Genomic DNA, 23680 nt, shown 5'->3' on the forward strand with positions numbered 1-23680 from the left:
TCGGTCCCTCCCTCAGAGTTGATCAATGTTGCCGTCACCGACGGCAACTCGTTCGAGTTCAAGCAGGACCTTCTCCTCCACCAACTCCGCCAACGCGGCGACGGTGATAGTGGTCAGCACGTCTCGTGGCGTGAGAGCGACATCGAACGCCGCCTTTGCTCGAGAGGTGATGAGCAGGCTGCGCAGTGAGTCGCCACCGAGATCGAAGAAGTTGTCCTGCGCACCCACACGGTCCTGGTCGAGCGCCTCGGCCCAGATCTCGGCGAGGACTTTCTCGGTGTCCGTCCGAGGTGCCACATACTGCTTCGGCGGCGCCACGCCCGGATCGGGCAGCGCGGCACGATCCAGCTTTCCGTTGGCACTCAACGGAAAGGAGTCCAGTATCAGGAAGGCTGACGGCACCATGTAGTCGGGCAGCGCCTGCGCGGCGAAGCGGCGGAGTTCCGGTGCCTCCGGCACCTGATCGCAGTCGGCAGGCACGATGTACGCGACCAGACGTTTGTGACCAGGCTCGTCCTCACGGGCGACGACTACGAGCTGGCCGACGCCGGGATGGTCGGCGAGCAAGGCTTCGATCTCACCGAGCTCGACCCGGAATCCGCGGATCTTGACCTGCTGGTCCGCGCGGCCGACGAACTCCAGGTCACCGGTTGGGGTCCAGCGGACCACGTCCCCGGTCCGATACATCCGCTCGCCCGGCTTGAACGGGTTCGCCACGAACCGCGAGGCGGTCAGCCCAGGCTGGTTGAGGTAACCACGAGCCAGGCCGATCCCGGAAACGTAGAGCTCGCCGGCAGTACCGATCGGCACCAGCTGGAGCGACGAATCCAGAACGTGCGCTGTGGTGTTCCAGATCGGCCGGCCGATCGGCGGCGGCTGCGAACCAGGAACGAGTGGCTCACTCCACGTCGACACGACTGTGGACTCGGTCGGGCCATAAGCGTTGATCATCCGCCTGCCCGGCGCCCAACGCCTGACCAGCTCCGCATCACACGCATCCCCGCCCACGATCAAGCACTTGAAATCCGGCAAAGAACTGACCGACGCGTCGGGCACCGTCGCCAGCGCGACCGGCGGGATCAGCGCATGGGTCACCCGCCATTCGCCGAGTACCGACGCGAGTTGCTCACCCAGCAAGGGGCCTGGCGGCGGAACCACCAACGAGGCACCGGCCGGCAGGGACATACACAGCTCCAGAACCGACGCGTCGAAACTGGGCGAGGAGTACTGCAGCACCCGGTCACTGGACTGGACCCCGAACCGATCGATCTCAGCGGCCGAGAAACTGGCCAGCCCGCGATGCGTGACGCCGACGCCCTTGGGCCGCCCTGTCGACCCCGACGTGTAGATCACGTACGCCAGGTGTCCGGGCCTCAGCGGCTCGATCCGCTCGTCATCGGTCACGTCGTGCGACGGCGGCTGATCGGCAGCCGACAGTTGATCGTCTATAGAGGACTCGGTGAGTACGCAGACCGGCTGGACGTCGTCCAGCATCAGGGCTTGACGGTCGGGTGGGTACGCGGGGTCGACCGGCACGTACCCACCGCCAGCCTTGAGCACTGCCAGCGCCGCGATGACGATGTCAGACGACCGCGGCAGCGACAGTGCGACTGTCCTTTCAGGACCAACACCTTGGGCGATCAGCCTTCGCGCAAGCCGGTTCGCCCGCGCGTTCAGCTCGCTGTAGCTGAGGTTTCCATCCGCGCTGTGCACTGCCACGGCGTCCGGAGTTCGCTTGACCTGCGCCTCGAACATGTCCGGCAGCGTGGTCTCGGGAATCGCGATTGCTGTTTCGTTCCAGGCGAGCAACTGGTCGTGTTCAGCGGCGGTCAGCGTCGACAAGCCTCCGACCAGCCGGTTCGGGTCTTCGACAAGCTGGTCGAGGAGCAGTTTCAGATACCCGGCCATCCGCTGGATCGTGCTCTCGTCGAAGCGGTCCGGCTCGTAGCCGAGCACGATCTTCAACCGCGGCCCCGGGTAGACAGTCGCGCTCAGCGAGTAGTTGGTGGCCTCGATCGCCGTCAGGTCGGTGATCCGCAGCCCGTACAACGATTCGACGGGGTAGTTCTCGAACACCACGATGCTGTCGAACAGGCCTGTCCCACCTGGCACTCCGCTGAACGCCTGCAGCTTGGCCAGAGGCACGTGCTCGAACTGCCGGGACACGGTCTGCGCGACCTGCAGCGCCTGCAGCCAGTCGGCCACGCCCGCGGCCGAGTCCACCTCCGACCGGACCGGCAGCGTGTTGATCATGATGCCGGTGATCCCGTCCGGCAGGTCGACGGGACGTCCGGAAACCGTTGCACCGAAACAGACATCACGCTGTCCGCTGTAACGCGACAGCATCACGGCCCACACGCCCTGGATCACTGTGTTAAGGGTGAGCCTGTGGTGCTTGGCGAACTCGTAGAGCCGAGCAGTCGCGTCCTCGTCGAACTCGAATGGAACCTGCGCCGCCGAGCGGGGCGATCGTGCGGAAACCCGGTCGTACGGCAGAGAAGTGGGTGTGGTGAAGCCGGCGAGTTCGCGACGCCAGTACTCCTCGGCCGCGGTGTCCTCACGCGACTGCAGCCATTCGACGTAGTGCCGGAACGGCGGGCGGTCCGGGATCTCCTTACCCGCGTACCGGGCGAACACGTCGTTGAGGACCTGGAAGATGCTCCAACCGTCCAGCAGGACGTGGTGGAACGTCCACAGCACCCGGACGTCGTCGCCCGGCAGTCTGGCGAGCGTCACGCGCATCAGTGGCGGGGCCCCGAGGTCGATCCCCTGAGCCCGGTCCCGGGCGAGCAGGGCCCGCAGTGCGTGGTCGCGCCGGACCGTGGAGTGCTGGCTCCAGTCGAGTATGTGGACCGGCAGGACCACGCGGTCGTGAACGACTTGCAGCGGCTCCTCGACTCCCTGCCACAGCACGCGGCTGCGTAGCACCGGAGTCTGGGCGACCACGTGCTGCCACGCTCTGGCCAGCCGCATCGGGTCGGACACACCGCCGAGCACGAACGTGGTCTGCTGGAAGTAGGTGCCCTCGTCCGGTTCGGACAGGTCGTGGAAGACCATGCCCGCCTGCATCGGCGTCAGCGGATAGGCGTCCTCGACCCGGCGGCCGAGACGGTCGATCTGGTCCTGGGTGAGCCGGGCGAGCGGGAAGTCCGACGGAGTCCGACCGCCCGCGCCGGGCCGGCGGATGATCTGCCGCAGCGCCAGGGCCAGCTCGTCGGCCAGCGTCCTGATCGTCGCCGTGCGGTGCACGTTCGACGAGTAGTACCAGGTGAGTTCGAGGCAGCCGTGCTCCACCTTGCCGACCAGGTCGATCATGTGGAACCGGCGGTGCGTGGGGCTGGCGGCCAGGTCCAGGCCGCCGACTCCGCGGTACAGCCCGCCGCCGGGCCAGTCCAGCCTGCCGAGGTAGTTGAAGCTGACCTCCGGGTGGATCCGGCTGACCCGGTCGCCGAGCACGCCGTACGACAACCCCTTGTGCGGCACGGCCCGCATCTGCTCCTTGACTGATTTGAGCGTGTCGCCCCAGCTCCGGTCCGGCACCTGAAGCGCGACCGGGAACATCGTGGTGAACCAGCCGACCGTCCGGGACAGGTCGGCGCCGCCGAACTCCTCGCGGCCGTGGCCTTCCAGGTCGATGAGCACCTCGTCCCGGCCGGTCCACCGGGACAGCACGCGGCCGAGCGCGCTGAGCAGCACGTCGTTGGCGTGTGTGCGGTACAGCTTGGGCAGTTCCCGCAGCAGGGTGTCGGTCTCGGCCTCGGTGAGCTTCGTGGTGACCGACCGGGTGGTGGCCACGGTGTTCGGTCCCGTGCCGTCCACCGGGACGTTCCCGGTGCCCGGCAGGCTGTTCCAGTGGGAGAGGTCCTGCCGGAAGTCCTGGCCGTCGAGCAGGTGCGACCAGTCCAGGAACGACGTGGTCCGGGGGCCGAGGTCGATCGGCTCGCCGCGGACGGCCTGCTGGTAGGCGGTGTTCAGGTCCTCGAGCAGGATCCGCCAGGACACGCCGTCGACCACGAGGTGGTGGATCGCGATCAGCACTGTCGTCCGGTCGACCAGCACGGCTTTCACCAGCGGGCCTTCGGCCAGGTCGATCCCGCGGCCGACCAGGATCCGCTCCTCGGTCCCGGCATTGCGCTGACGCCACTCCCCGTCGGCCACCTCGAACCGCATCCGCAGCGCGTCGTGGTGCTCGATCACCGCAGCCGCGGCCTGTTCGAGCGCCGCGCTGTCGTAGTCGTCGACCAGTTCCACGATCAGCGACTGGGTGAAGTCCTCGGGCCGCTCGGGGTGGTTGTCGAAGAACCAGCGCTGGATCGGGGTCAGCGGTGCCACCCCGGTCACCGGTCCCTGTCCGGCCACGGAGGTGGTCTGGATCTCGGTCACGACCGGGGCCAGTGACGCGATCGTCTGGCGGTCGAAGATGTCCTTGGCAGTGAACGACATGCCGTCCTGCTTGGCCCGGGTCACCACCCGGATGGCGAGGATGGAGTCGCCGCCCAGCTCGAAGAAGTTGTCCCGGACCCCGACTTTCGGCAGGCCGAGGACGTCGGCGAAGATCTCGGCCAGGGTGGCCTCGGTGGGCGTGCGCGCCGCGAGGTAGCTGCTGGATCGCCGGATGTGGGCATGCGGTGCCACTTCGGCCTGGGGTGCCGGGCACGGGCCCAGCTCGGCGATCAGCCGGTCCGGGTCGCACACGACAGCGGTCAGGAGTTCGTGCAGCGCATGGGAAAGCCATTCGATTGTGCCGAGTTCGAACAGGTCGGCGTCGTACTCGACGGTCAGCATGAGCCCGCCGTCGCGCGGCCAGAACTCGATCACCAGATCGAACCGCGCGAACGGCCGGGGCAGGTCGTACTCGCGAATGCTCAGCCCCGCTACCTCCCGCGCCGGCACCATCTCGTGGTGCAGCACCACCATGGCCGGCAGCCGCTCGGTGTCCAGCTGGTCGAACGGAACCTCCTGATTGGCGAACGCCCCGAGCACGGTCTCGCGGACATCGGACAGGAAGTCGGAGAACCCGAGCCCAGGGTCCACATCGGACCTCAGGGCCAGGGTGTTGACGAAGAACCCGGCCACGCCGTCCAGCTCCGCCCGTGTCCGGCCTGAGCTGACGCTGCCGAGCGCGACATCGCGTTGCCCGGTCCAGCTCGACAGCAGGACGTTGACGGCGGCCGTGAGTGTGGTGAACAGCGTCCCGCCATGCGCCTGCCCCAGCTGCGTCAGCCGCTGCACCAGATCGGCGTCCAGCATGTTGCGGTACACGGCGCCCGATGTCCCGGGGCGAGCCGAGCGGGGATGATCCGTGGGCAGCCGCAGCGGATGCAGACCGGCCAGCTTCTCCCGCCAGTAGTCCAGCTGTGCGCTGATGTCACGATCACGTTGCCATGCCGCGAAATCCACGTACTGCACGGGAAGCTCAGGCAGTTCTGGCCCACCTGAGTACAAGGTCCACAGCTCGTCCAGCAGCACACGTACCGACCAGCCGTCCGTGACGATGTGGTGCTGGCAGAGCACCAGTACGTGGTCCTCCAGCGCGAGCCGTACGAGGACGATCTTGGACAGCGGTCCTCGTCGCAGGTCGAACGGTCGCGTCAGTTCGTCCTCAATGGAGGCTTCGTCGTCGGCCAGACGGATCGGAATCTCGCCCTGCCCGGCCACGATCTGCACTGGTTGATCGCCGGCGATGTCGAAGGTGGTTCGCAGGGCTTCGTGGCGTGCCGCCAACTGGTCCGCTGCGGATCGCAGCGCGTCCACGTCGAGCCGTCCGGACAGCCGGAGGCCGACGGCGGTGTTGTTGGCGGCGCCGATCAGTTCGTCCTGCACCCAGAGACGTTGCTGCGCAGGGGAAAGCGGATAGCCGATTCCTCGCTGAACGCGTTCGACCGCCTTCGCGGACTCGGCGTCAGGCACCAGACGGGCAAGCTCAGCCACGGTCCGTGCGTCGAACACCGCGCGGGCGGGCAGCTCGACGCCGAGTTCGGTGCGGATCCGCGAAAGCACGCGGCTGCTGAGAATCGAGTCTCCGCCCAGCGAACCGAAATCGTCCTCGGCACCCACCGAATCGACACCCAGGACGTCCGCCCAGATCCCGGCCACCGTGCGTTCCACCGGAGTCCGCGGCTCGACATGCGACGGCCCGGCCACAACCGGCGCGGGCAGCGCGGACCTGTCGAGCTTTCCGTTGGGGCTCAACGGGAATTCCCGGAGCACAACGAAAGCCGACGGCACCATGTGTTCGGGCAGCACCGCCGCGACCCATTCGCGCAGCTTCGGCTCGCCTGCGGAGGTCACGTACGCCACCAGCCGCTTGAGTCCCTGGTCCTCGCGGGCGACCACGACGGCCCCGTCGACCTCCGGGTGCGTGCGCAGTGCGGCTTCGATCTCGCCGGGCTCGATCCGGAACCCGCGGATCTTGACCTGGTGGTCCGCCCGGCCGACGAACTCGATCTCACCGCGAGCGTTCCAGCGGACCACGTCTCCGGTCCGGTACATCCGCTCGCCCGGCACGGACGGGTTCGCCACGAACCTGGACGCGGTCAGCCCGGGCCGGTCGAGATAACCCCTGGCCAGCCCGATCCCGGATACGTACAGCTCCCCGGCGACACCGGCGGCGACCGGACGCATCGACGAGTCCAGCACGTGTGTGGTCATGTTCCAGATCGGCCGGCCGATGGGCGGCGGCTTGGGGCCGGGCACAAGCGGTTCACTCCACGTGGACACGACCGTGCACTCGGTCGGGCCGTAGGCGTTGATCATCCGCCGGCCCGGTGCCCAGTGCCTGACCATCTCGGCGTCACAGGCGTCACCGCCGACGATCAGGCATTTGAAGTCCGGCAGGGCCCTGGCCTGCGCGGGAGGCACGGTCGCCAGCGCGACCGGCGGGATCAGCGCGTGCGTCACCCGCTGGCTGCCGAGCACCGAGGCAAGCTGCTCCCCCAGCAGGGGACCGGGTGGCGGGACCACCAGCGACGCTCCAGCCGGAAGCGACATGCACAGCTCGAGTACGGACGCGTCGAAGCTGGGTGACGAGAACTGCAGGACCCGGTCACCGGGCTCGACCTGGAAGCGGTCGATCTCAGCGGCAGAGAAGCTGGCCAGCCCTCGATGGGTGACGACAACTCCCTTGGGCGTGCCTGTCGAGCCCGACGTGTAGATCACGTACGCCGGATGGTCGAGCCGCAGCTCGACCTCGGGTGGCGTGGTCGGCATGGTGTTCAGCAAGGCGGCGACGGCCGGGTCGTGCATCACCTTCTGCGTGATGGTGAGCACTGGCTTGGCGTCGTCCAGCATCATGGCGATCCGGTCGGCCGGGTAGTCCGGGTCGACCGGCAGGAACGCGGCACCGGCCTTCAACACGGCCAGCTGGGCGACGACGATGTCGGCCGAACGCGGCAGTTTCAGTGCGACGATGCGCTCCGGGCCAGCGCCACGGGCGATGAGCAGATGGGCGAGCCGGTTGGCCCGCGCGTCGAGCTCCGCGAATCTCACAGTGGAGTCGTCGTGCCGGATCGCCGGTAACACGGGCGTGAGCGCGGCCTGGTGCTCGAATATCCGCGGAAAAGTCCGCAGCGGCACCGGGACGTTTTCGCCCACGCCAAAAAAAGCAGTGTCGATCAGCATGATCAGGGGCACCTTTCATGCGCGTGTTTCACCGCACGCCGAAAATCGGGCAACGAAAACGGTGTGCGAGTGCTGTTCAGATCAGGTGCGGCGGGCCAGCCTGCCGTTGATCTGAATCCGGTCGATGGCTCCCGTTTCCGGGGAGGCAAGACATCGGCCGGCATACAGGGTTTGCCCGGTCCGGGTATCCCGGAGCGAGAATGTCAAACCCTCGTGAAAAGCGATCGTCGCCACCGGTTCACCGTCGATCGACAGCCGCAGCCGTGCGTCGATCGAGTACTCGGTGTCACCACTAAGGTAACGACCGACACAGCCGGGGGGATACGGCTCGGTTTGCTCGGGGACGTCCATGAGTGCACCGCTCGGGATGGGCAAACCCCGGCGGCCCAGCTCGTGGACCAGGTCGTTCCACAGGCCGGCGCCCGTGCTGCCGTTGCTCGTCAGCGCCGCCACTGTGCCCGATCCGGGATCGAACCGCAGGTGGCACCAGGTTCCGTCACCGGTGCCGTCGTGCCCGGCCCAGCCGTCGTAGCGGGCGAGGCCGAGGCCCCAGCCGTCGGCCAGCCCGAACACGTCGACGACCTGCTCGCGCATCTCGCGGACGTACTCGGCCGGCAGCACCGGCGAGCCGTTCACGTGCATCAACCCGAACGTGACGAGGTCGGTGGCGCTGACCGCGAGCGCTCCCGCAAACGCTTCGGCGAGGGTGATGTCCTGCACGACCGGCCTGGTGCGGCCGTCGGCGTTCACCGAGTGACCGGCCGCGACCACCCGCTCGGCAGGCTCCGGCGAGCTCACGAACGCGGGCGGGATTCCCAGCGGGCGCAACAGGATCGATTCGATCGCCTGCCACCACGACATCCCGGTGACGGTCTCGATCAGCCGTCCGGCCAGCACGTACCCGGTGTTCGAATAGGAGAAGGCCTGCCCAGGCGGCAGGATCAGCCGGGCCTGCGTGATCAGCTTGCGCACCGAGCCGGCGCCGGCCGACCCGGAGTCGAGGCCGCCGGTGTGGCTGAGCAACTGCCGCAAGGTGATCACCGCGGCCGGTCCGCCGCGCACCTCGGGCACGAGCTCGCCGATCGGCACGTCCAGCTCCAGATCGCCGTCCGCCACCAGGATCATCGCCAGCGTGGCGGTGAATGCCTTGGTAATGGACCCGATCGGGAAGGCCAGGTCCGCGGTGACCGGCCTGCCAGTGCCGTACTCCGCCTCACCAGTCGCCACGGCGACCCGCTGGCCGTCGTGACACAGAGCAAACTGCGCGCCGGGCACGTGATGGGCGTGCGCAAGCGCCACCAGAAGATCGGAGAGTTCGGCTTCTGCGATTCCGCCGGCCACTCCGATTAAACCCCCGCTATCCCCCGATGCCGATAACACCCCGAATTTACCTTTCGTCCACTCCGTCGAACAGTTCCCCGCCCGCCGGATTCCACCCCGGCCGGCCTGCTCACGACTCCCAACGCGCTTATCACTTTGCCCGTGGAAACAATCGCCGCCATACCGCCATCAGTGGTCTCGTTGTTTTCGAAAGTAGTGAATTACATCAAAAGGCTGTACGTCCGGCTGCGGTACGCAGTGGTAGGAACATCCAACATGGCTCGTCTGGCCGCGTTTGAAAGGTGCGAACCCCGGGCATAGGGCGGCTGATCGACACTTTCGGTCACCCCATCGCACTGATCTAGGAATTGTTACCGATAAGTTCCGGCTATACCCGGCAGAGTGCGACAGTCGCCCGAACGGCGGTGGGATACCCTGGCGGCATGCCGCGAGTTCGTACCGCGCTGGCGCTCGGCCTGCTCGCGGTGTTGGTTGCCGCCGCGTTCGTGCTGCCGATCCCAGGCCCGAGCGACGTGCGGACGTGGGCGCTCAGCGCTGGTGCCGCGGCGCCGCTATTGATGTTCGTGATGTATGTCGTCGCGACGATCGCGCCCGTGCCGCGCACTGTCTTCTCGCTGGCGTCAGGACTTCTGCTCGGCCCGGTGGTCGGTGTGCTCGTGGCGATGAGCGCGACGGCGTTGAGCGCTGTGCTCGGGTTCGCGCTCGCACGGTGGGTCGGTCGCGGGCTGATGGCTCGTCACTTGGACAAGGCGGCAGTAAAGACCGTTGACGAACGGCTCGCAGACGGTGGCTGGCTTTCGGTCGCGTCTCTGCGGATGATCCCGCTGATCCCGTTCACGCCCATGAACTACTGCTGCGGGGTCTCATCCGTGCGGCTGTGGCCGTTCCTGCTCGGCACCGTGGTGGGCAGTGTTCCGGGCACGACCGCCGCCGTGCTCATCGGCGACACCCTCACCGGATTCAGCAACCCGACCGGCCTGATCATCTCCGCGGTGTGCGCGGTGATCGGCGCGGCCGGGCTGCTGATCGTGATCCGCCGGCCCAAGCCGGCCGCTGTCACCGCTCAGCGGGACATCTCAGTCGATTAGTTCGACCAGTTTGTCCAACGAGCGTCTCAGGTCGCCCTGCAGGGTCCGGCCGACCGCCGCGGAGATCGGCCCGAACATGCCCGGGCCGGTGAACTCCACGTCCAGCTCACCGGTCGCACCCTCACCCTCCGGCCGCAACTTCAACTCCAGCATGGCCTTCACACCTGCCTTGCCCTCGCCGGACAACGTGATCCCGTTCGGCGGGTCGTAGGAGGTGACCGACCAGGTAATCCGGTTGCGCAGGCCTTTGACCGACACGACTGATGTCAGCACTGTGCCCGGCCTGATCTCGCTGGGCACATCTGAACGCCAGCCCTCGTGCAGCGCGAGCCACTCACCGAACCTGGTCAGGTCCGACGCGGTCGCCCAGGCTTTGGCCGGGTTGACGGGCATAGAGGTGGAAACACTCACCTTGGCCACGGCTCCTCCTTACGGTCGCAAGGACGGTACCGCCGATCGGCCGACTGCGCCTGCCACGAACAGCGCAACCCTCTCCGGGTTAACACCCGCCTCACACCGGGTGGCGGGTGTGCCCCCAATGCCACATTGGGGACATCCCATGCCACCAATGCCACATTGGGGGCACAACAGTCACTTCAGCAGGCGGGTTACCCGGGCGAGGCGGTCGTGCCACCACTCTGAGCGCTCCTCTGACGCCTCGAAGCCCTCTATGGGCGGCCCTGGCTCGCGCACAGTCAGGTAGCCGTCGACCGGGAGCAGCGGCTCGGCGACCACATCGCCCGCCAGCAGCGTCAATGTGCCCAGGCCACAGGCGAAGTCGAGCTCGGGCAGGGCCGCGGCCAGCGCGACCTGAGCGGCCAAGCCAATGCTTGTTTCCAGCGCGGACGAGACCACACACGGCAGTCCACAGGCCTCGGCCACCTGCAGTGCACGCCGCACACCGCCGAGCGGAGTGCATTTGATGACGGCGATATCGGCCGCTTCGGCGACCGCGACCTTCAGCGGATCCTCGGCGCGGCGGATCGATTCGTCGGCCGCGATCGGCACGTCGACCCGGCGGCGGACCTGCGCGAGTTCCTCGATCGTGCGGCACGGCTGTTCGACGTACTCCAAACCGCCCGCTGCCTGCGCCAACGCCCTGATGTTGGTCACCGCGGTGTCCACGTCCCACGCGGCGTTCGCGTCGACCCGGATCTTTCCGTTGGGACCCAGCGCATGCCGGACCGCCTCCACCCGGTCGAGGTCATCGGACAGGGAGGTGGGGTGATCGGCGACCTTGACCTTCGCGGTCTGGCAGCCGGACCGCACCGCGATGTCGTGGGCACGTTCCGGCCCGATGGCCGCAATCGTGCAGTTGACCGGGATGCGGGTGCGGACCGGCGCCGGCCAGCCTGTGGTGGCCTGCTCGATCGCGGTGGCCAGCCAGGCTGCCGACTCCGCGTCGGAGTATTCGGTGAACGGGCAGAATTCGCCCCACCCGGCCGGGCCCTCGATCAGCATGCCCTCGCGCACCGTGATCCCGCGAAACCTGGTGCGCATCGGGATCGAGTAGACCCGGGTGGCGGCCGGATCAGGCATTCAGCTGCGACTCGATGGCCGAGGTGATCTTCTCGTCGGCCGGCTCGACGGTCGGCCGGAACCGGGCCACGACCTCGCCCTTGGCCGACAGCAGGAACTTCTCGAAGTTCCACTGCACGTCACCGGCGTTGCCCTCGGCGTCGGCGAACTCTGTCAGCTCCGCGTAAAGCGGGTGCTTGCCCGGACCGTTGACCTCCAGCTTCTCGGTCATCGGAAAGGTCACGCCGTACGTGGTGGAGCAGAAGGTCTGGATGTCATCGGCAGTCCCGGGCTCCTGGCCGGCGAACTGGTTGCACGGCACGCCGATCACGGTGAACCCACGCGATCCGTACTGCTGCTGGAGCTGCTCCAGGGCGGTGTACTGCGGCGTCAGCCCGCACTTCGAGGCGACATTGACAACCAGCGCGACCTTTCCACCGGTCAGCTCTTCGAGCGTGGTGGCCGTGCCGTCCAAGGTGTTGATCTTCACGTACCGTCTCCGTCCCTTGTGGGTGCCCAGCACGACACTAGAGCACCCACAAGCGGACGAGATCAGAACCTGACCTTCATCAGGTAGTCGTGGCCGCGGGCGGCCGTCACCAACGCGACTTTCGGCGTATCATGCTCCACCACGTACTCCCGGATGCCGGATTGGGCATACCGGGCGAAGATCCGCGGGAAGTCGATCGTGCCGTAACCCAGATCCTCAAAGGACCCGTTGGCGGCCATGTCCTTGACGTGGAACACCGGGAACCGGCCCGGATGACGCTCGAAGTACGCCACCGGGTCGTACCCGGGCTTGGTGATCCAGTACAGGTCCAGCTCGAAGTTCACGAACCTGGCATCGGTCTGCTCGAGAAGGATGTCGTACAGCACCTTGCCGTCGGCCTTCACGAAGTCGACGTCATGGTTGTGGAACAAGAACTTCATGCCGGCACTGCGGCACTTGATGCCCCACTCCTGGAACTTCGCCGCCGCGTGCGTGTAGCCGGCGACAGTCCTCAGTGAACCGGGCAACGAGGGCACCACGACATAGCGAACGCCCAGGATTCGGGCGATCTCCAGCTCCCGCTGGACGTTGGCGTTCATCGCGTCCCAGCTCGTGTGCGTCAGCACCGCCCGCACACCGCCGATGTCCATCATTTCCCGGAACTTCTCCGGCGTGTGGCCGTAAAGACCGCTCACCCCGACAGTCGCGTACCCGATGTCACCGAGTGCACCGAGTGTCCCTTGTGGATCGGTCGCCATGATGTTGCGGACCGTGTACAGCTGGATCCCGATGTGGTCCGGCGGGACGGAGTGCAGCGGCTCGGCATGAGCCGCCGCACCCGCGACCTGCAGACCACCCGCCACAACCGTGGATCCCATGGCGAACCTGAGGAATCCGCGTCGAGAGGTAGTCATCGTCGATACCCCTAGTCAGCAGTGATGGACACCGTGTTCGTGCTGTGCACGCCTGCACTGTCCGTTGTGGTCAGCCGGGCGGTGTAAACGCCCTTCCTGGCGTACTGATGCGTGACCGACGCACCCGTTCCCGCAGCCGTGTTGTCACCGAAATCCCATGAATATCCAGTGATCGTGCGGCCTGGCGGTGGCGTCACCGCCGAGCTGAGCGACACGTTGAGCGGAGCCGTACCGGTGGCCGGTGTCGCTGTGATCACGATCCCGGCAGAGGTTCCGGGTTTGGTCATCCCCTCGCCGTTGAACTGCAACCAGTCCAGCGACAACAGGTCGGCCTTGTCCGGCGACCAGGCGGGATTCGTGAACACGGCGTACAGCTTCACGGTCCGCCCAGGGTTTGCCAGCGGCACGGTCGGCGAGATGACGTTGCCGAAGCCACCTGTGTCCGGGATCGTGACCGACCCGAGCAACTGGCCGGTCGGTGAGTCGGCGCGGAACTCGATCTTGCCGCCGAGCCCGCCGGACGCGGCCCCGACCGTGACCGAGTTGATCTTCGTCAGGTTCACCGGGTCGTACGCCACCCAGTCGCCGTGTTCGATCTCGCCGAGCCGCTTGCCCGCCGACGCACCGGTGTTGCTGATCACGACCGGACCGCCCTGCGCACCGCCGATCTCCTCGTAGTGCTCGGCTTCCTTGCGCTTGGGCTCAAGGACAAGCCGTGCGGAACCGGTCAACGACGGCACACTGCGCGCGCCACCACCGTCGGCGTACTGCACGGCCATTCCGACGTAAAGGTTCTGCCCCGGACCGTGGCTCGCGCCCTGGTCGGTCTTGAACTCACCCCGGCAGCCCGTCACGTTGTCCATCGGGTGCAGGTGCGCGTCGTGTCCCAACTGGGACTGCACAACGACCTTCGTGCAGTCGATCCGGCCGTCCTCGCGGTCGGTCACCCGGATCTCGAACGGGATGGTGTCACCCCACTCGAAGAACCCGCCGTTCTGCGGCGTCACGATCTTCACCTCGGGCCTGGTGTTGCCCGCGGTGATCACGGTGGCCGCGATGCCGTCCAGGTTGTTCTTGCGGCTCTTGACCGACAGCCTGGCGTCGAACTGCCCTGGGGTCTCGTAAGTGTGCGTCGGGTTCGCCTCGGTCGAGTCGATGGTCCCGTTGCCGTCGAAGTCCCAGGAGTAGTCGATCGGTTCGCCGTCGCCACCCGCCGAACCCGCGCTGGAGAACTTGACCGTCAGCGGATAACGCCCGGAGTCCACATCGGTCCGCAGCTTGGCGATCGGCCTGCGGCCGTTGGCGACGTAGTCGATCCGGTAGATGCCGGAGCCGTCGTTGGTGCCACCCCGGCCGGTCCCGCTGCCGGAACCGAAGTCGATCACGTACATCGAGCCGTCCGGCCCCATGTGCGCCGAGAACGCCTGGGTCCAGCTGGTGTTGGTGAACACCTTGTTGATCGACTGCAGGTCGCCCTGCCTGACCGCGGGGAACCTCGGGTTGTTGAAGGCCTGGTCCTGCCGTTGCAGCGAGAAGGCCTTGAAGTACCCACGGGTCAGCTCGAAACCGAACCACTTGCCGTCGTAGTACTCCGGGAACTTCGTCACCAGCGGGTTGGCCGGGTCGTAGGAGTAGACCGGGCCGGACATCGGACCGCCACCACCGGTTCCGAGCTCAGGGAACTCGGCCGACGCGGAGTACGCGTACCAGATCGTCGGCGGGTCGGCCTTCGGCAGGTTGCGCAGACCCGTGTTGTTCGGCGAGTCGTTGACCAGGTTGGCGCAGTCGAACTTCGGCCCGGAGGTGCCGGTCGCGAAGTCGTAGTCGTTGAACGGCGTGTTGTTGCCGATACAGTACGGCCAGCCCTGGTTGCTCGCCTTGGGGATCCGGGCGAACTCGACTGTCCCTTCCGGCCCCCTGTTCGGGTTCGCCGAGCGGGCGTCCGGGCCGTAGTCGGCGACCATCAGCGCGTCCGTGGCCGGATCGACGGTGATCCGGAACGGGTTGCGCATACCCATCACGTAGATCTCGGGCTTGGTCTTCTCGGTGCCGGGCGGGAACAGGTTGCCCGGCGGGATCGTGTAGGTCCCGTTGGGCTGCGGAGTGATCCGCAGGACCTTGCCGCGGAAGTCGTTGGTGTTGCCCGCGGTTCCCTGGGCGTCCAACGCGCGACGGCCCGGCCGTTCGTCGATCGGCGCATAGCCGTCGGAGTTGAACGGGTCGGTGTTGTCACCGGTGGCGATGTAGAGGTTGCCGTGCTTGTCGAACTGGATCGAGCCACCCATGTGCGAGTTCGCGCGGAACTCGTCACGGAAGGTCGGAACCTCCAGCAACCGCTTCTCGCTGGCCATGTCGACCTTGTCGCCGACAACGGTGAACCGCGAGAGGTTCTGGCGTTTCTCCACCTTGTCGGAGTACAGCAGGTAGATCCAGTTGTTCTGGGCGAAGTTGTTGTCCAGCGCCAGGCCCAGCAGGCCGTCGGACTGGCTGGTCATCTGCGGGGTGTAGGCGAAGTCCAGCGCGGTGGAGATCTTGAGCGTGCGCTGGTCGAGGATCTTGAGCGCACCGGTGCGCTGGATGTAGAACACCCGCCGGTCCGGCGCGACCGCGAGCTCGAACGGGTCGGCCAGGCCCTCGGTGATCAGCGGGACCTTCTGGAACATATTGTCCTTGGTGGCCGAGCAATCGCCCTGCTTGGCGCCTGCGGACCACTCGATCCCACCGAGGATGTGCTTGAGGTACGCCGGGTCGGAGTACCGCGGGATGCCGTGCCCGATCGTGGTGTACCAGGACCGGCCGCCGTCGTAGTTCTGGCACCACGTGACCGGATGGTCCACGCCCTGGTTGAGACCTTCGATGCCGTCACGCAGTTTGATCTGCGCGAGCGTGTGCACCTTCCCGGTCGGGTTGATCTTCCAGTTGTACCACTCCTCGCCCTCCAGCTCCCACAGGTCCGGCAGTGCCTGGGTGGAGGGGTGGGCGTGGTCGAGCACCTTGACCCGGCCCGGCTGGATCACCGGGTGGAAGTCGAAGATCGCGCCCGCCAGGCCCTCGAACCACTTCCAGTCCCGCTCGCTCGCGGTGGCCGCGTGGATGCCGGTCCACCCGCCGCCGCGCTGGATGTAGCGCTGGAACGCCGCACGCTGCTCGGCGTTGAGCAGATCGCCGGACTGCGGCGTGGAGTTGGTGTTGTTGAAGATGATCGCGGCGAACCGGGCGAGGTTGGTGTCGGTGAAGGCGGCCGCGTCCTCGGTCGCCTCCACCGCGAAGTTGTTCTGCTCGCCCAGCTTCTTGATCGCGGCGTTGCCCGCCTCGATCGACTCGTGCCGGAAGTTGGTCGTCTTGGAGAACACCAGGACAGAGAACCGCGGCGCCGCCGCGGCTGCCGGCACCCCGAAGGCCCCGACCAGAAGAAGGACAGCGACGAGCAGTGCCCGCAGGCGCGCGGCGGTTGACATGACCTGGCCTAGAGAGCTGCCGGTCCTGCGGCCTTGGCCTCAGCCTTCGCCTCGGAGCGACGCGAGTCCACGTCGGCCCGGTCGTGTGCACCGCCGGCAGCCGACCGTGCGGCGGCAGGAGCCGCGAGGTTGACGAACTGGCCGGAAGTGGTTCCCCGGACGCGGTTGTTGGTCCCGGTCGGCGCCGGGTCGTTGTCCACACCACCGAGGTTGCCACGGACGATGTTGTTGCTGACCTGGACGTCGGCGTGGTTGCCCGACACAGTCAGGTTGCCGTTCCAGTAGGAGGCCTGGTCACAGCCCACAACCGGGCCGTTGCCACCAAGCTGCAGCGAGCCCTGGTTGCCGGTGTACGTGGCGTTGCCGTAGACCTCACTGGCGCAGAACACCGAGCCGAGCGCGGCGCCGGACACCGAGAGGTTCTTGTCCACAACGGAGTTCACCAGGTCCACATAGGACACACCGGTGCCGCTGACGTTCCCGTTGAGCTTGGAGTCCTGCGCGAAGACCTCGCCCACACCGGAAGTCAGGTCACCGTTGACCGTCGCGCCGCTGAGGTACGCGTACGTCCCACGCTCCGGGTGCTGGCTGGACGTCACCCGGATTGCACCGGAAGTGGTGCCGGACAGGAAGAAGCCGTAACCGTCGGTCGCGGTCAGCGTGCTCTTGAGCTGAGTTCCCTTGGCGTCGAAGAAACCGTCGTCCAGCACGGTGACCGCACCGGTGAACGCGCCACCCGTGATCACCAGGTTCGCGCCCGCCTCGACGGTCACGGTTCCGGACACGGTCGTCCCGTCCAGGACACAGGACTTGGCCGCGGCGACTCTTAAGTCACCCGGGACGTTCACCGCCCCAGCTTCCCCCTCACAGTAGGTCGTCAAGCCTGCGCTCGCCGGCATCGCGACGGCGACGGACGCCGAAGCCACAACGGCCGCGACGGCCAGAACGGAACGAGCCTTCATGGAATTCCTCCAGATGCTTTGTGCTCAGTCGACGGGTTCTATCGGCAATTCAGTCAGCACTGGTGGCGGCGCCCAGCAGATCCCGGATACGGCCGGTGGCCCGGGCGAACTCAGGCGCGGCCATGGTCTTGCCGTAATCGCGGTCCACCGGGAGGTCGACCGCGATCAGTTCGTCCACAGTGCCCGGACGAGGCGACATGACCACCACTCGATCGGCCAGATAGACAGCCTCCGGGATCGAGTGGGTGACAAGGAGCACGGTTGTGCTCGTCTCACGCCAGATACGGCGCAGTTCGATGTTCATCTGCTCACGGGTGAGCGCGTCCAGCGCACCGAACGGCTCGTCCATCAACAGCACCGGCGGTTTGTGCAGCAGCGCGCGGCAAAGCGCCACACGCTGTTGCATACCGCCGGAGAGTTCGTGCGGATAGGCGTCCTCGAAGCCGGTCAGACCGGTCATCGCGATCAGCTCGTCCGTACGTTCGCGTGCCTGCGCGGCCGGCATCTTGCGCATCTCGGCCTGCAGCAGGATGTTGCGGCGGGCCGACCGCCATTCCAGCAATGCGGCCCGTTGGAACACATATCCGATGTCACGCCGTGGCCCACGCACGTCCTCGCCGAGCAGCCGCACCCGGCCGGAGGACGGCTTCAGCAGCCCGGACACCAGCTTGAGCAAAGTGGACTTACCACAGCCCGACGGTCCGACGATGGCGACGAACTCACCCGAGGCGACGCTCAGCGAGACGTCATGCAGCGCCGCGACGTCCTTCTTCTTGGTACGAAAGCGAACCGCGACGTCTTCGATCTCTACTGTGGTGTCCATATCGGTCTTCGCCAGTGCAGTGCTGCTCGCGGCCATTGTTATCCCTTCGGCGCGAAACTGACGTCCCAGTATGCCGAAGGCTCCTGGGCGTTGGTGATCACACCGGCATCGGCGAACACCTGGATGGTCTTCTTCCAGTCGGCTTCGTCGTTGACGCCGGGTGCTTTGCCTGTTGTCGCGTCGGTGTGCAGCAGCTTGACCGTCGCGTTGAACTGCTCGGTCAGCACAGCCTCAGAGGGAAGCTGCTCGGACGCGCCCTTCATCGCCTGCACCGCAGCGGTCGCATTGCCTTGTGCCGCAGTCCATGCCTCGCTCGTGGCGGCGACCATCCGGGTGACAAGGTCCTTCTTCTCGGCCAGGTTCTTCTGCGAGGTGAGCAGGCCGTTGGAGAAGAAGCTCAGGCCGTGGTCGGCGAACTTCAGGTAGGAGACCGGCTTGCGGCCCTTCTCCTGGATGGTCGGGCCCTGGTCGGTGGCGAAGCCCAGCAGCGCGTCGGTCTGGCCGGACAGCACCGCGGACATCTTTCCGGCCGCGTCGAGGTTCTGCAGCTTCACGTCCTCCGGCGTGAGGCCGTTGACTTTGAGGAAGGCGGGGAACGTCTTGCTCAGCGCGTCACCGGCGGTGCTCGCGATGGTCTTGCCCTTGAGGTCCGCCGGCGTCTTGATGTTCTTCTCCGAGAAGAACTGCACCGCCGACGGCGTGGTCTGCAGGAAGACACCGACGCTCTTGACCTTCATGCCCTGCCCGACACCGGCCAGCAGGGCGGGCGTGTCCGCCCAGCCGAAGTCGGTCTGCCCGGCCGCCGTGGCCTGGATGGTCTTCTGCGAGCCCTGTCCGGCCTGGATGGTCAGGTCGATGCCGTGCTTCTCGAAGATCTTCTGCGCCTTGCCGTAGTAGAACGGCGCGTGTTCCCCGTACGGGTACCAGTTCAGCGTGAGGGTCGCCTTGTCGAGCTGCTTGCCCTCGGGATTGGTCGTGGTGCTGCCCCCGCCGTCACCGCAGCCGGCCAGTGCCAGCACCGGCACTAAGGCGGCGGCGAGGAGCGTACGGAACCTCATGGGAACTCCCTCTTCACAGGCTGGTCGTAGCGGCGTCGATACGGCGGCTGGCGTGCCACGGGAGGACGAAGTACTCGAGCAGCTCGACCAGTGCGAACAGCACAACGCCGAGCAGCGACATGATGATCAGGCCGGCGAACAGCACCGGCGTGTCGAAGTTGCCGTTGGCCTGTTGGATCACGTAACCCAGGCCCTCGTTGGCGCCGACGAACTCGCCGACCACCGCGCCGGTGACCGCGAGCGTCGCACCGATCTTCAAGCCGGAGAACAGATGCGGCAGCGATGCCGGCAGCCGGATCTTGTAGAAGGTCTTGGCCGGACCGGCCCCCATGGTCGCCGACAGCTGCAGCATCTCCGGGTCGACCGACTTCAGTCCGGTCACCATCGAGATCACAATGGGGAAGAACGCCATCAGCACCGCGACGACGATCTTGGGCGCGAGGTCGGTGCCCAGCCACACCACGAACAGCGGCGCGATCGCGATCTTGGGAATCACCTGTGCGAACAACAGCAACGGATACAGCGTGCGCTCGATGGTCGTCGAGTACACCATGATCACCGCGGTCAGCACACCGATCACGATCGAGATCACGAAGCCCGCGATGGTCTCCCACGCGGTGACAAGTGTGTTGTCCCAGAAGTAATCGGACTTCTCGGCGATGACGGCGAAGGTGTCGCCGGGCGAGGCGACCAGATAGGGCTCGACCAGTTCGGTCGCGGTGACCACCCACCAGGCCACGAACAACAGCGCCAGCAGCGCGACCGGCCGCCAGGCCTGATGGATGATCTTGAGTGCCCGCTCAGCTGTGCTGGGGCGGTCGCGCTCGGCCACCCCCGCCGGCGCCACCTGCGCGCTCTCTACCGCCATGCCCCTCCGCCTTCCCGTCAGGGAATCCTCGTACGTGAAAGCGCTTACTCGCAGCTAGTACCGCTTGTCACGTACTGCAGAAAGCGCTTTCAGAAAGCGCTTTCTGCGCTAGAGTAGACAGGCCCGGCGCGGCCGGTCAAGAAGTGGAGAACCGATGCCTGAACGCACGCACGTGACGTTGCAGGACGTCGCCCGGGCCGCCAGTGTGTCACCCGCGACCGCGTCCCGGGTGCTCAACGGAAGCGCCAAAGTCCGCGACGACCTGCGCGAACGCGTGCAGGACGCGGCCGGAAGGCTTGCCTACGCACCCAATGCGCACGCACAGGCGCTCGCGGGCGCGTCCCGCCGGACGGTCGGCGTGATCTGCCACGACGTCAGCGACCCGTATTTCGCTGTGATCGCAAGAGGAATCATGCGTGTGGCCGGTGACAACGGCCTGCTTGTCATGCTAGCCAGCACTTTCCGTGACGCCGACCGCGAAGTCGCCTACGTATCCATGCTCCGCGCCCAGCGTGCACCGGCGATTCTCCTGATCGGATCAGGGTTCGAGGACAAGGCCTGGGAGCGTTCCCTGGCCGCCGAACTGGATCCTTATCTGCGTGGCGGCGGCCGGGTTGCGGTTGTGTCACGGCACCGGAGTCTGCGCGTGGACAGTGTGCTGCCGGAAAACCGGGCCGGTGCCGCCGCTTTGGCCAACGCGTTGCTGGAAATGGGCCATCGCCGATTCGCCGTTCTGGCCGGGCCGCGCGGACTGACCACTGTGTCCGACCGGATCGCGGGCTTCCGCGAGTCGCTTTCGGCCGCCGGTGTTCACATTTCTGAAGAGGACATCGTCGAAGGCGGGTTCACCCGCGACGGCGGCTACGACGCGATGAACCGGTTGATCGACCGCGGTCTGCGCGCGACCTGCGTGTTCGCGGTGACCGACGTGATGGCGATCGGCGCCTTGACGGCGTTGCGGGACAAAGGCTTGTCGGTGCCGGGTGACGTATCCATGGCGGGGTTCGACGACATACCTATTGTCCGCGACCTGACGCCACCGCTCACCACGGTGGCGTTGCCGTTGGAGCAACTGGGCGAACGGGCGATGGAACTCGCACTGCGGGAGAACTCCGGGCGGCGTAGCCGAATCCTGCGGATGGCCGGTGAGGTCGTCATCCGCGAGAGCACAGGAAGGGTGCCGTCGTGACGTTGGCCGGCCTGACCATCGACAGGGTCGAGACATTCGCCGTTCCGCTGCCGACGCTGCGCGCGTTCGGCGTAGCCGGCGGAAGCATCGCCGTCGTGGGCAAACCGAGCATCCGCATCCTGGTGAAGGTCACAGCCGGGGACCACTTCGGCTGGGGCGAGGCGACTCCGATCCCCGCGTGGACCTACGAGACCCGCGAGTCGATCGTCAGCACAATCGACGGCTACCTGGCGCCCGCGATCATCGGCAGACCCGCCTGGGATCTCGACGGCGTCACCTCAGTATTCGACCGCGCCATCAACCGCGGCTTCAGCATCGGCGCTCCCCTGGCCAAGTGCGCAGTCGACATGGCGTTGCACGATCTGCTGGGACGCGCTTTGGGCGTGTCGCTCGGCGTGTTGTGGGGCCAGCGCCGGCTGGAGGAGATCCAGCTCGGCTGGGTGGTGTCCGGCCAAGGCCCCGACGAGGTCGCCGCAGCGGTCGCAGAGGGCCAGTCGTTGGGATATCAGGCTTTCAAGGTCAAGATCGGGTTGCACAGCGAAGCCGAGGACTTGGCCATCGTGGCCGCCGTGCGTAAGGCCGCGCCGGATGCACCGCTGTGGGTGGACGCGAACCAGGCCTACTCGGTCGCGGAGGCCGTACGCATCTCGAAGGCGTTGGACGGTTTAGGCGTCACGGCCTTCGAACAGCCTTTGCCCGCCAACGATGTCGCCGGGTTGCAGCGGTTGCGCGACTTGTCCGCGGTGCCTGTCGCCCTGGATGAAAGCCTGCGCCACCCCACCGACATGGCGACGTTCGTCCGGTTGGGCGCCGTCGACGTGGCGATCGCCAAGGTCCAGCGCAGCGGCGGCCTCACGTTGTCACGCCGCTTGTGCCAGCTCGCCGAGGACAGCGGAGTCCGCCTGATGGGCTCCGGCCTGACCGACTCCGATCTCGGCCTGGCCGCTTCCTTGCACCTGTTCTCCGCATTCGGCATTTCCACGCCAGTCGATCTCAACGGGCGTCAGTTCATCGACTCCGTTTACGCCACTGGGAACACGGTCAAGGTGGCCAATGGCGCCGCCGCAGTGCCCACGGGGCCAGGACTCGGCGTCGAGGTCGACGAGGATCTCGTGCGGTCACTGGCGACATGAGATGTGCGCCTCGGCGACGACGTCGGCTCCGTCGGTCCGCACGCACAGGTTCGATCGTGACGGTCGGGTCGAGGTAGCCAGGGATGTCGAAGCTCTTCACGTTGGGGTAGCACGCCTGCGCCGAGCGGTCAGCTCTTCACCACGGTCTTGTTCCAAGCCGTGTAGCCGGCGAGTTCGGCTTCCTCGATGGAGGGGAATGTCAACTCGCCCTTCACGCGGTTGTAGTACGGCGAGTCCGGGGTGTGGTAGCGCATGGACTTCTTGGACGCCTTGACGATCAGGGGCTCGCCTGCTTCGGGTTCTTCAACGATCTCTTGCTCGGCAACCGGTGGTTCTTGTGTCCCCAATGCCACATTGGGGACGTTGGATGCCCCCAATGTGGCATTGGGGGCATTGGGGGCATCGCCGGCCGTTGGTTTGAGCCGGAGGGCGAGGGTGGTGATCGCGGCGCCGGTGAGGAAGGACACCAGGCACAGCAGGAAGATCTGACCAGCTAGCCACGCCACGTTGCGTTCACTCCTTGGTTTTTGTCTGATCGACCACGGTTGTGTCACCGAAGAGGCGTTTCATCAGGGCCACGATCGCTTTGCGCCGGTTGTCGTCCGGCACGACACCGGCGATCGTGACCTTGCGGGCCTCGATGGTGACGGTCATGTCCTCGGGCTGTTGAGTGATCAACGCGACCAGGGCCTCGGCGGCCTTGGTCTTGATCGGGAAGTCGGTGCCGCGCTGGGTTTTCGTCTCGTCGACGAGTGCGCGGCCATGGGTGTGCTGCGTCAGTTTCCGGATGAACTGCTCGCGCCAGGACTGCTGCTCTGTCGTCCCTGTGACAACGACTTCGCCGGTGCGGAACACCATGCTCATCGACGTGAGTTCAGGGTCCACAACGGACACGCTGCGGACACCGGTCGCGGCTTCCAGCCGGCTCTCGGTCGCGGTGATCTGCTCGACCGGAATCCCGCTGACCACAACGTCCCGGCCGCTGACCACGAGCTCGGCGCCCGGCAGCACCTTGTGTGCCTCGGCCTGCACCTGCCGCTCGATGCTCCCGGCCTGCAGCGTCAGCCCCACCACGGTGATCAACGCAGGCACCAGCACCGCGGCCCAGAACCACCAGCGGGGAAACCTCGACATGGCCGCACTTCCTACCGCCTGGCTACCGCCACAGCCAGCCCATCGCAGCCCAACACGGCCAAGTTCACCCGATCCAGTGGCATT

Annotated in this window: 16 protein-coding genes; 3 read left to right on the forward strand and 13 right to left on the reverse strand. The window is 66.6% G+C overall.

What is annotated here, in order from left to right; genetic code table 11:
• Positions 1-12 precede the first annotated feature (12 nt).
• Positions 13-7620, reverse strand: coding sequence for a non-ribosomal peptide synthetase (locus JOF56_RS01350; RefSeq protein ID WP_209633581.1), 7608 nt, complete (start codon positions 7618-7620; stop codon positions 13-15).
• An 81-nt stretch (positions 7621-7701) separates the two neighbouring features.
• Positions 7702-8961, reverse strand: coding sequence for a serine hydrolase domain-containing protein (locus JOF56_RS01355; RefSeq protein ID WP_307854865.1), 1260 nt, complete (start codon positions 8959-8961; stop codon positions 7702-7704).
• Between the two features lie 422 nt (positions 8962-9383).
• Between JOF56_RS01355 and JOF56_RS01360 the strand changes: the two genes are divergently transcribed.
• Positions 9384-10049 carry a TVP38/TMEM64 family protein gene (locus JOF56_RS01360; RefSeq protein ID WP_209633583.1) on the forward strand — a complete coding sequence of 222 codons (666 nt, stop codon included), beginning with the start codon at positions 9384-9386 and terminating at the stop codon, positions 10047-10049.
• On the opposite strand, the gene JOF56_RS01365 is transcribed toward JOF56_RS01360, so the two are convergent.
• From JOF56_RS01365 to JOF56_RS01405, 9 genes are all read right to left on the reverse strand, one after another.
• Positions 10038-10469 carry a type II toxin-antitoxin system Rv0910 family toxin gene (locus JOF56_RS01365; RefSeq protein WP_209633585.1) on the reverse strand — a complete coding sequence of 144 codons (432 nt, stop codon included), beginning with the start codon at positions 10467-10469 and terminating at the stop codon, positions 10038-10040. The two genes, JOF56_RS01360 and JOF56_RS01365, sit on opposite strands and share 12 nt — an antisense overlap.
• Before the next feature lie 171 nt (positions 10470-10640).
• A complete protein-coding gene (locus JOF56_RS01370) occupies positions 10641-11588 on the reverse strand; it encodes an o-succinylbenzoate synthase (RefSeq protein ID WP_209633587.1) in 948 nt (315 codons plus the stop codon).
• Positions 11581-12087 (reverse strand): glutathione peroxidase, encoded by a 507-nt coding sequence (locus JOF56_RS01375; RefSeq protein ID WP_245378906.1) that lies wholly within the window; start codon positions 12085-12087, stop codon positions 11581-11583. Before JOF56_RS01375 ends, JOF56_RS01370 begins: the two co-directional genes overlap by 8 nt.
• Before the next feature lie 32 nt (positions 12088-12119).
• Positions 12120-12971, reverse strand: coding sequence for a sugar phosphate isomerase/epimerase family protein (locus JOF56_RS01380; protein WP_245378111.1), 852 nt, complete (start codon positions 12969-12971; stop codon positions 12120-12122).
• 11 nt (positions 12972-12982) lie between these two features.
• Positions 12983-16429, reverse strand: a complete 3447-nt coding sequence (locus JOF56_RS01385; protein WP_209633591.1) for a ThuA domain-containing protein — start codon at positions 16427-16429, stop codon at positions 12983-12985.
• 8 nt (positions 16430-16437) lie between these two features.
• Positions 16438-17391, reverse strand: a complete 954-nt coding sequence (locus JOF56_RS01390) for a hypothetical protein (protein WP_209633593.1) — start codon at positions 17389-17391, stop codon at positions 16438-16440.
• A 49-nt stretch (positions 17392-17440) separates the two neighbouring features.
• Positions 17441-18250, reverse strand: coding sequence for an ABC transporter ATP-binding protein (locus tag JOF56_RS01395; protein ID WP_245378112.1), 810 nt, complete (start codon positions 18248-18250; stop codon positions 17441-17443).
• A 2-nt stretch (positions 18251-18252) separates the two neighbouring features.
• Positions 18253-19272 (reverse strand): ABC transporter substrate-binding protein, encoded by a 1020-nt coding sequence (locus tag JOF56_RS01400; protein ID WP_209633596.1) that lies wholly within the window; start codon positions 19270-19272, stop codon positions 18253-18255.
• Positions 19273-19285: 13 nt separating this feature from the next.
• Positions 19286-20140, reverse strand: coding sequence for an ABC transporter permease (locus JOF56_RS01405; RefSeq protein ID WP_209633597.1), 855 nt, complete (start codon positions 20138-20140; stop codon positions 19286-19288).
• 154 nt (positions 20141-20294) lie between these two features.
• On the opposite strand from JOF56_RS01405, the gene JOF56_RS01410 reads away from it, so the two are divergent.
• Positions 20295-21329, forward strand: a complete 1035-nt coding sequence (locus JOF56_RS01410) for a LacI family DNA-binding transcriptional regulator (protein WP_209633599.1) — start codon at positions 20295-20297, stop codon at positions 21327-21329.
• Positions 21326-22462, forward strand: a complete 1137-nt coding sequence (locus JOF56_RS01415) for a mandelate racemase/muconate lactonizing enzyme family protein (protein ID WP_209633601.1) — start codon at positions 21326-21328, stop codon at positions 22460-22462. The genes JOF56_RS01410 and JOF56_RS01415 overlap by 4 nt, the downstream gene beginning before the upstream one ends.
• 128 nt (positions 22463-22590) lie before the next feature.
• Here the strand turns inward: JOF56_RS01415 and JOF56_RS01420 are convergent, their stop codons facing one another.
• Together JOF56_RS01420 and JOF56_RS01425 are read right to left on the reverse strand one after the other, a co-directional pair.
• On the reverse strand, positions 22591-22968 hold the full coding sequence (locus tag JOF56_RS01420) for a sunset domain-containing protein (protein WP_209633603.1): 378 nt from the start codon (positions 22966-22968) through the stop codon (positions 22591-22593).
• Positions 22969-22975: 7 nt separating this feature from the next.
• Complete coding sequence (locus JOF56_RS01425; protein WP_209633605.1) at positions 22976-23596, reverse strand: hypothetical protein; 621 nt, start codon at positions 23594-23596, stop codon at positions 22976-22978.
• Between the last annotated feature and the right edge of the window lie 84 nt (positions 23597-23680).

This window comes from Kibdelosporangium banguiense (assembly GCF_017876405.1).
In the GTDB taxonomy this organism is placed as follows: domain Bacteria; phylum Actinomycetota; class Actinomycetes; order Mycobacteriales; family Pseudonocardiaceae; genus Kibdelosporangium; species Kibdelosporangium banguiense.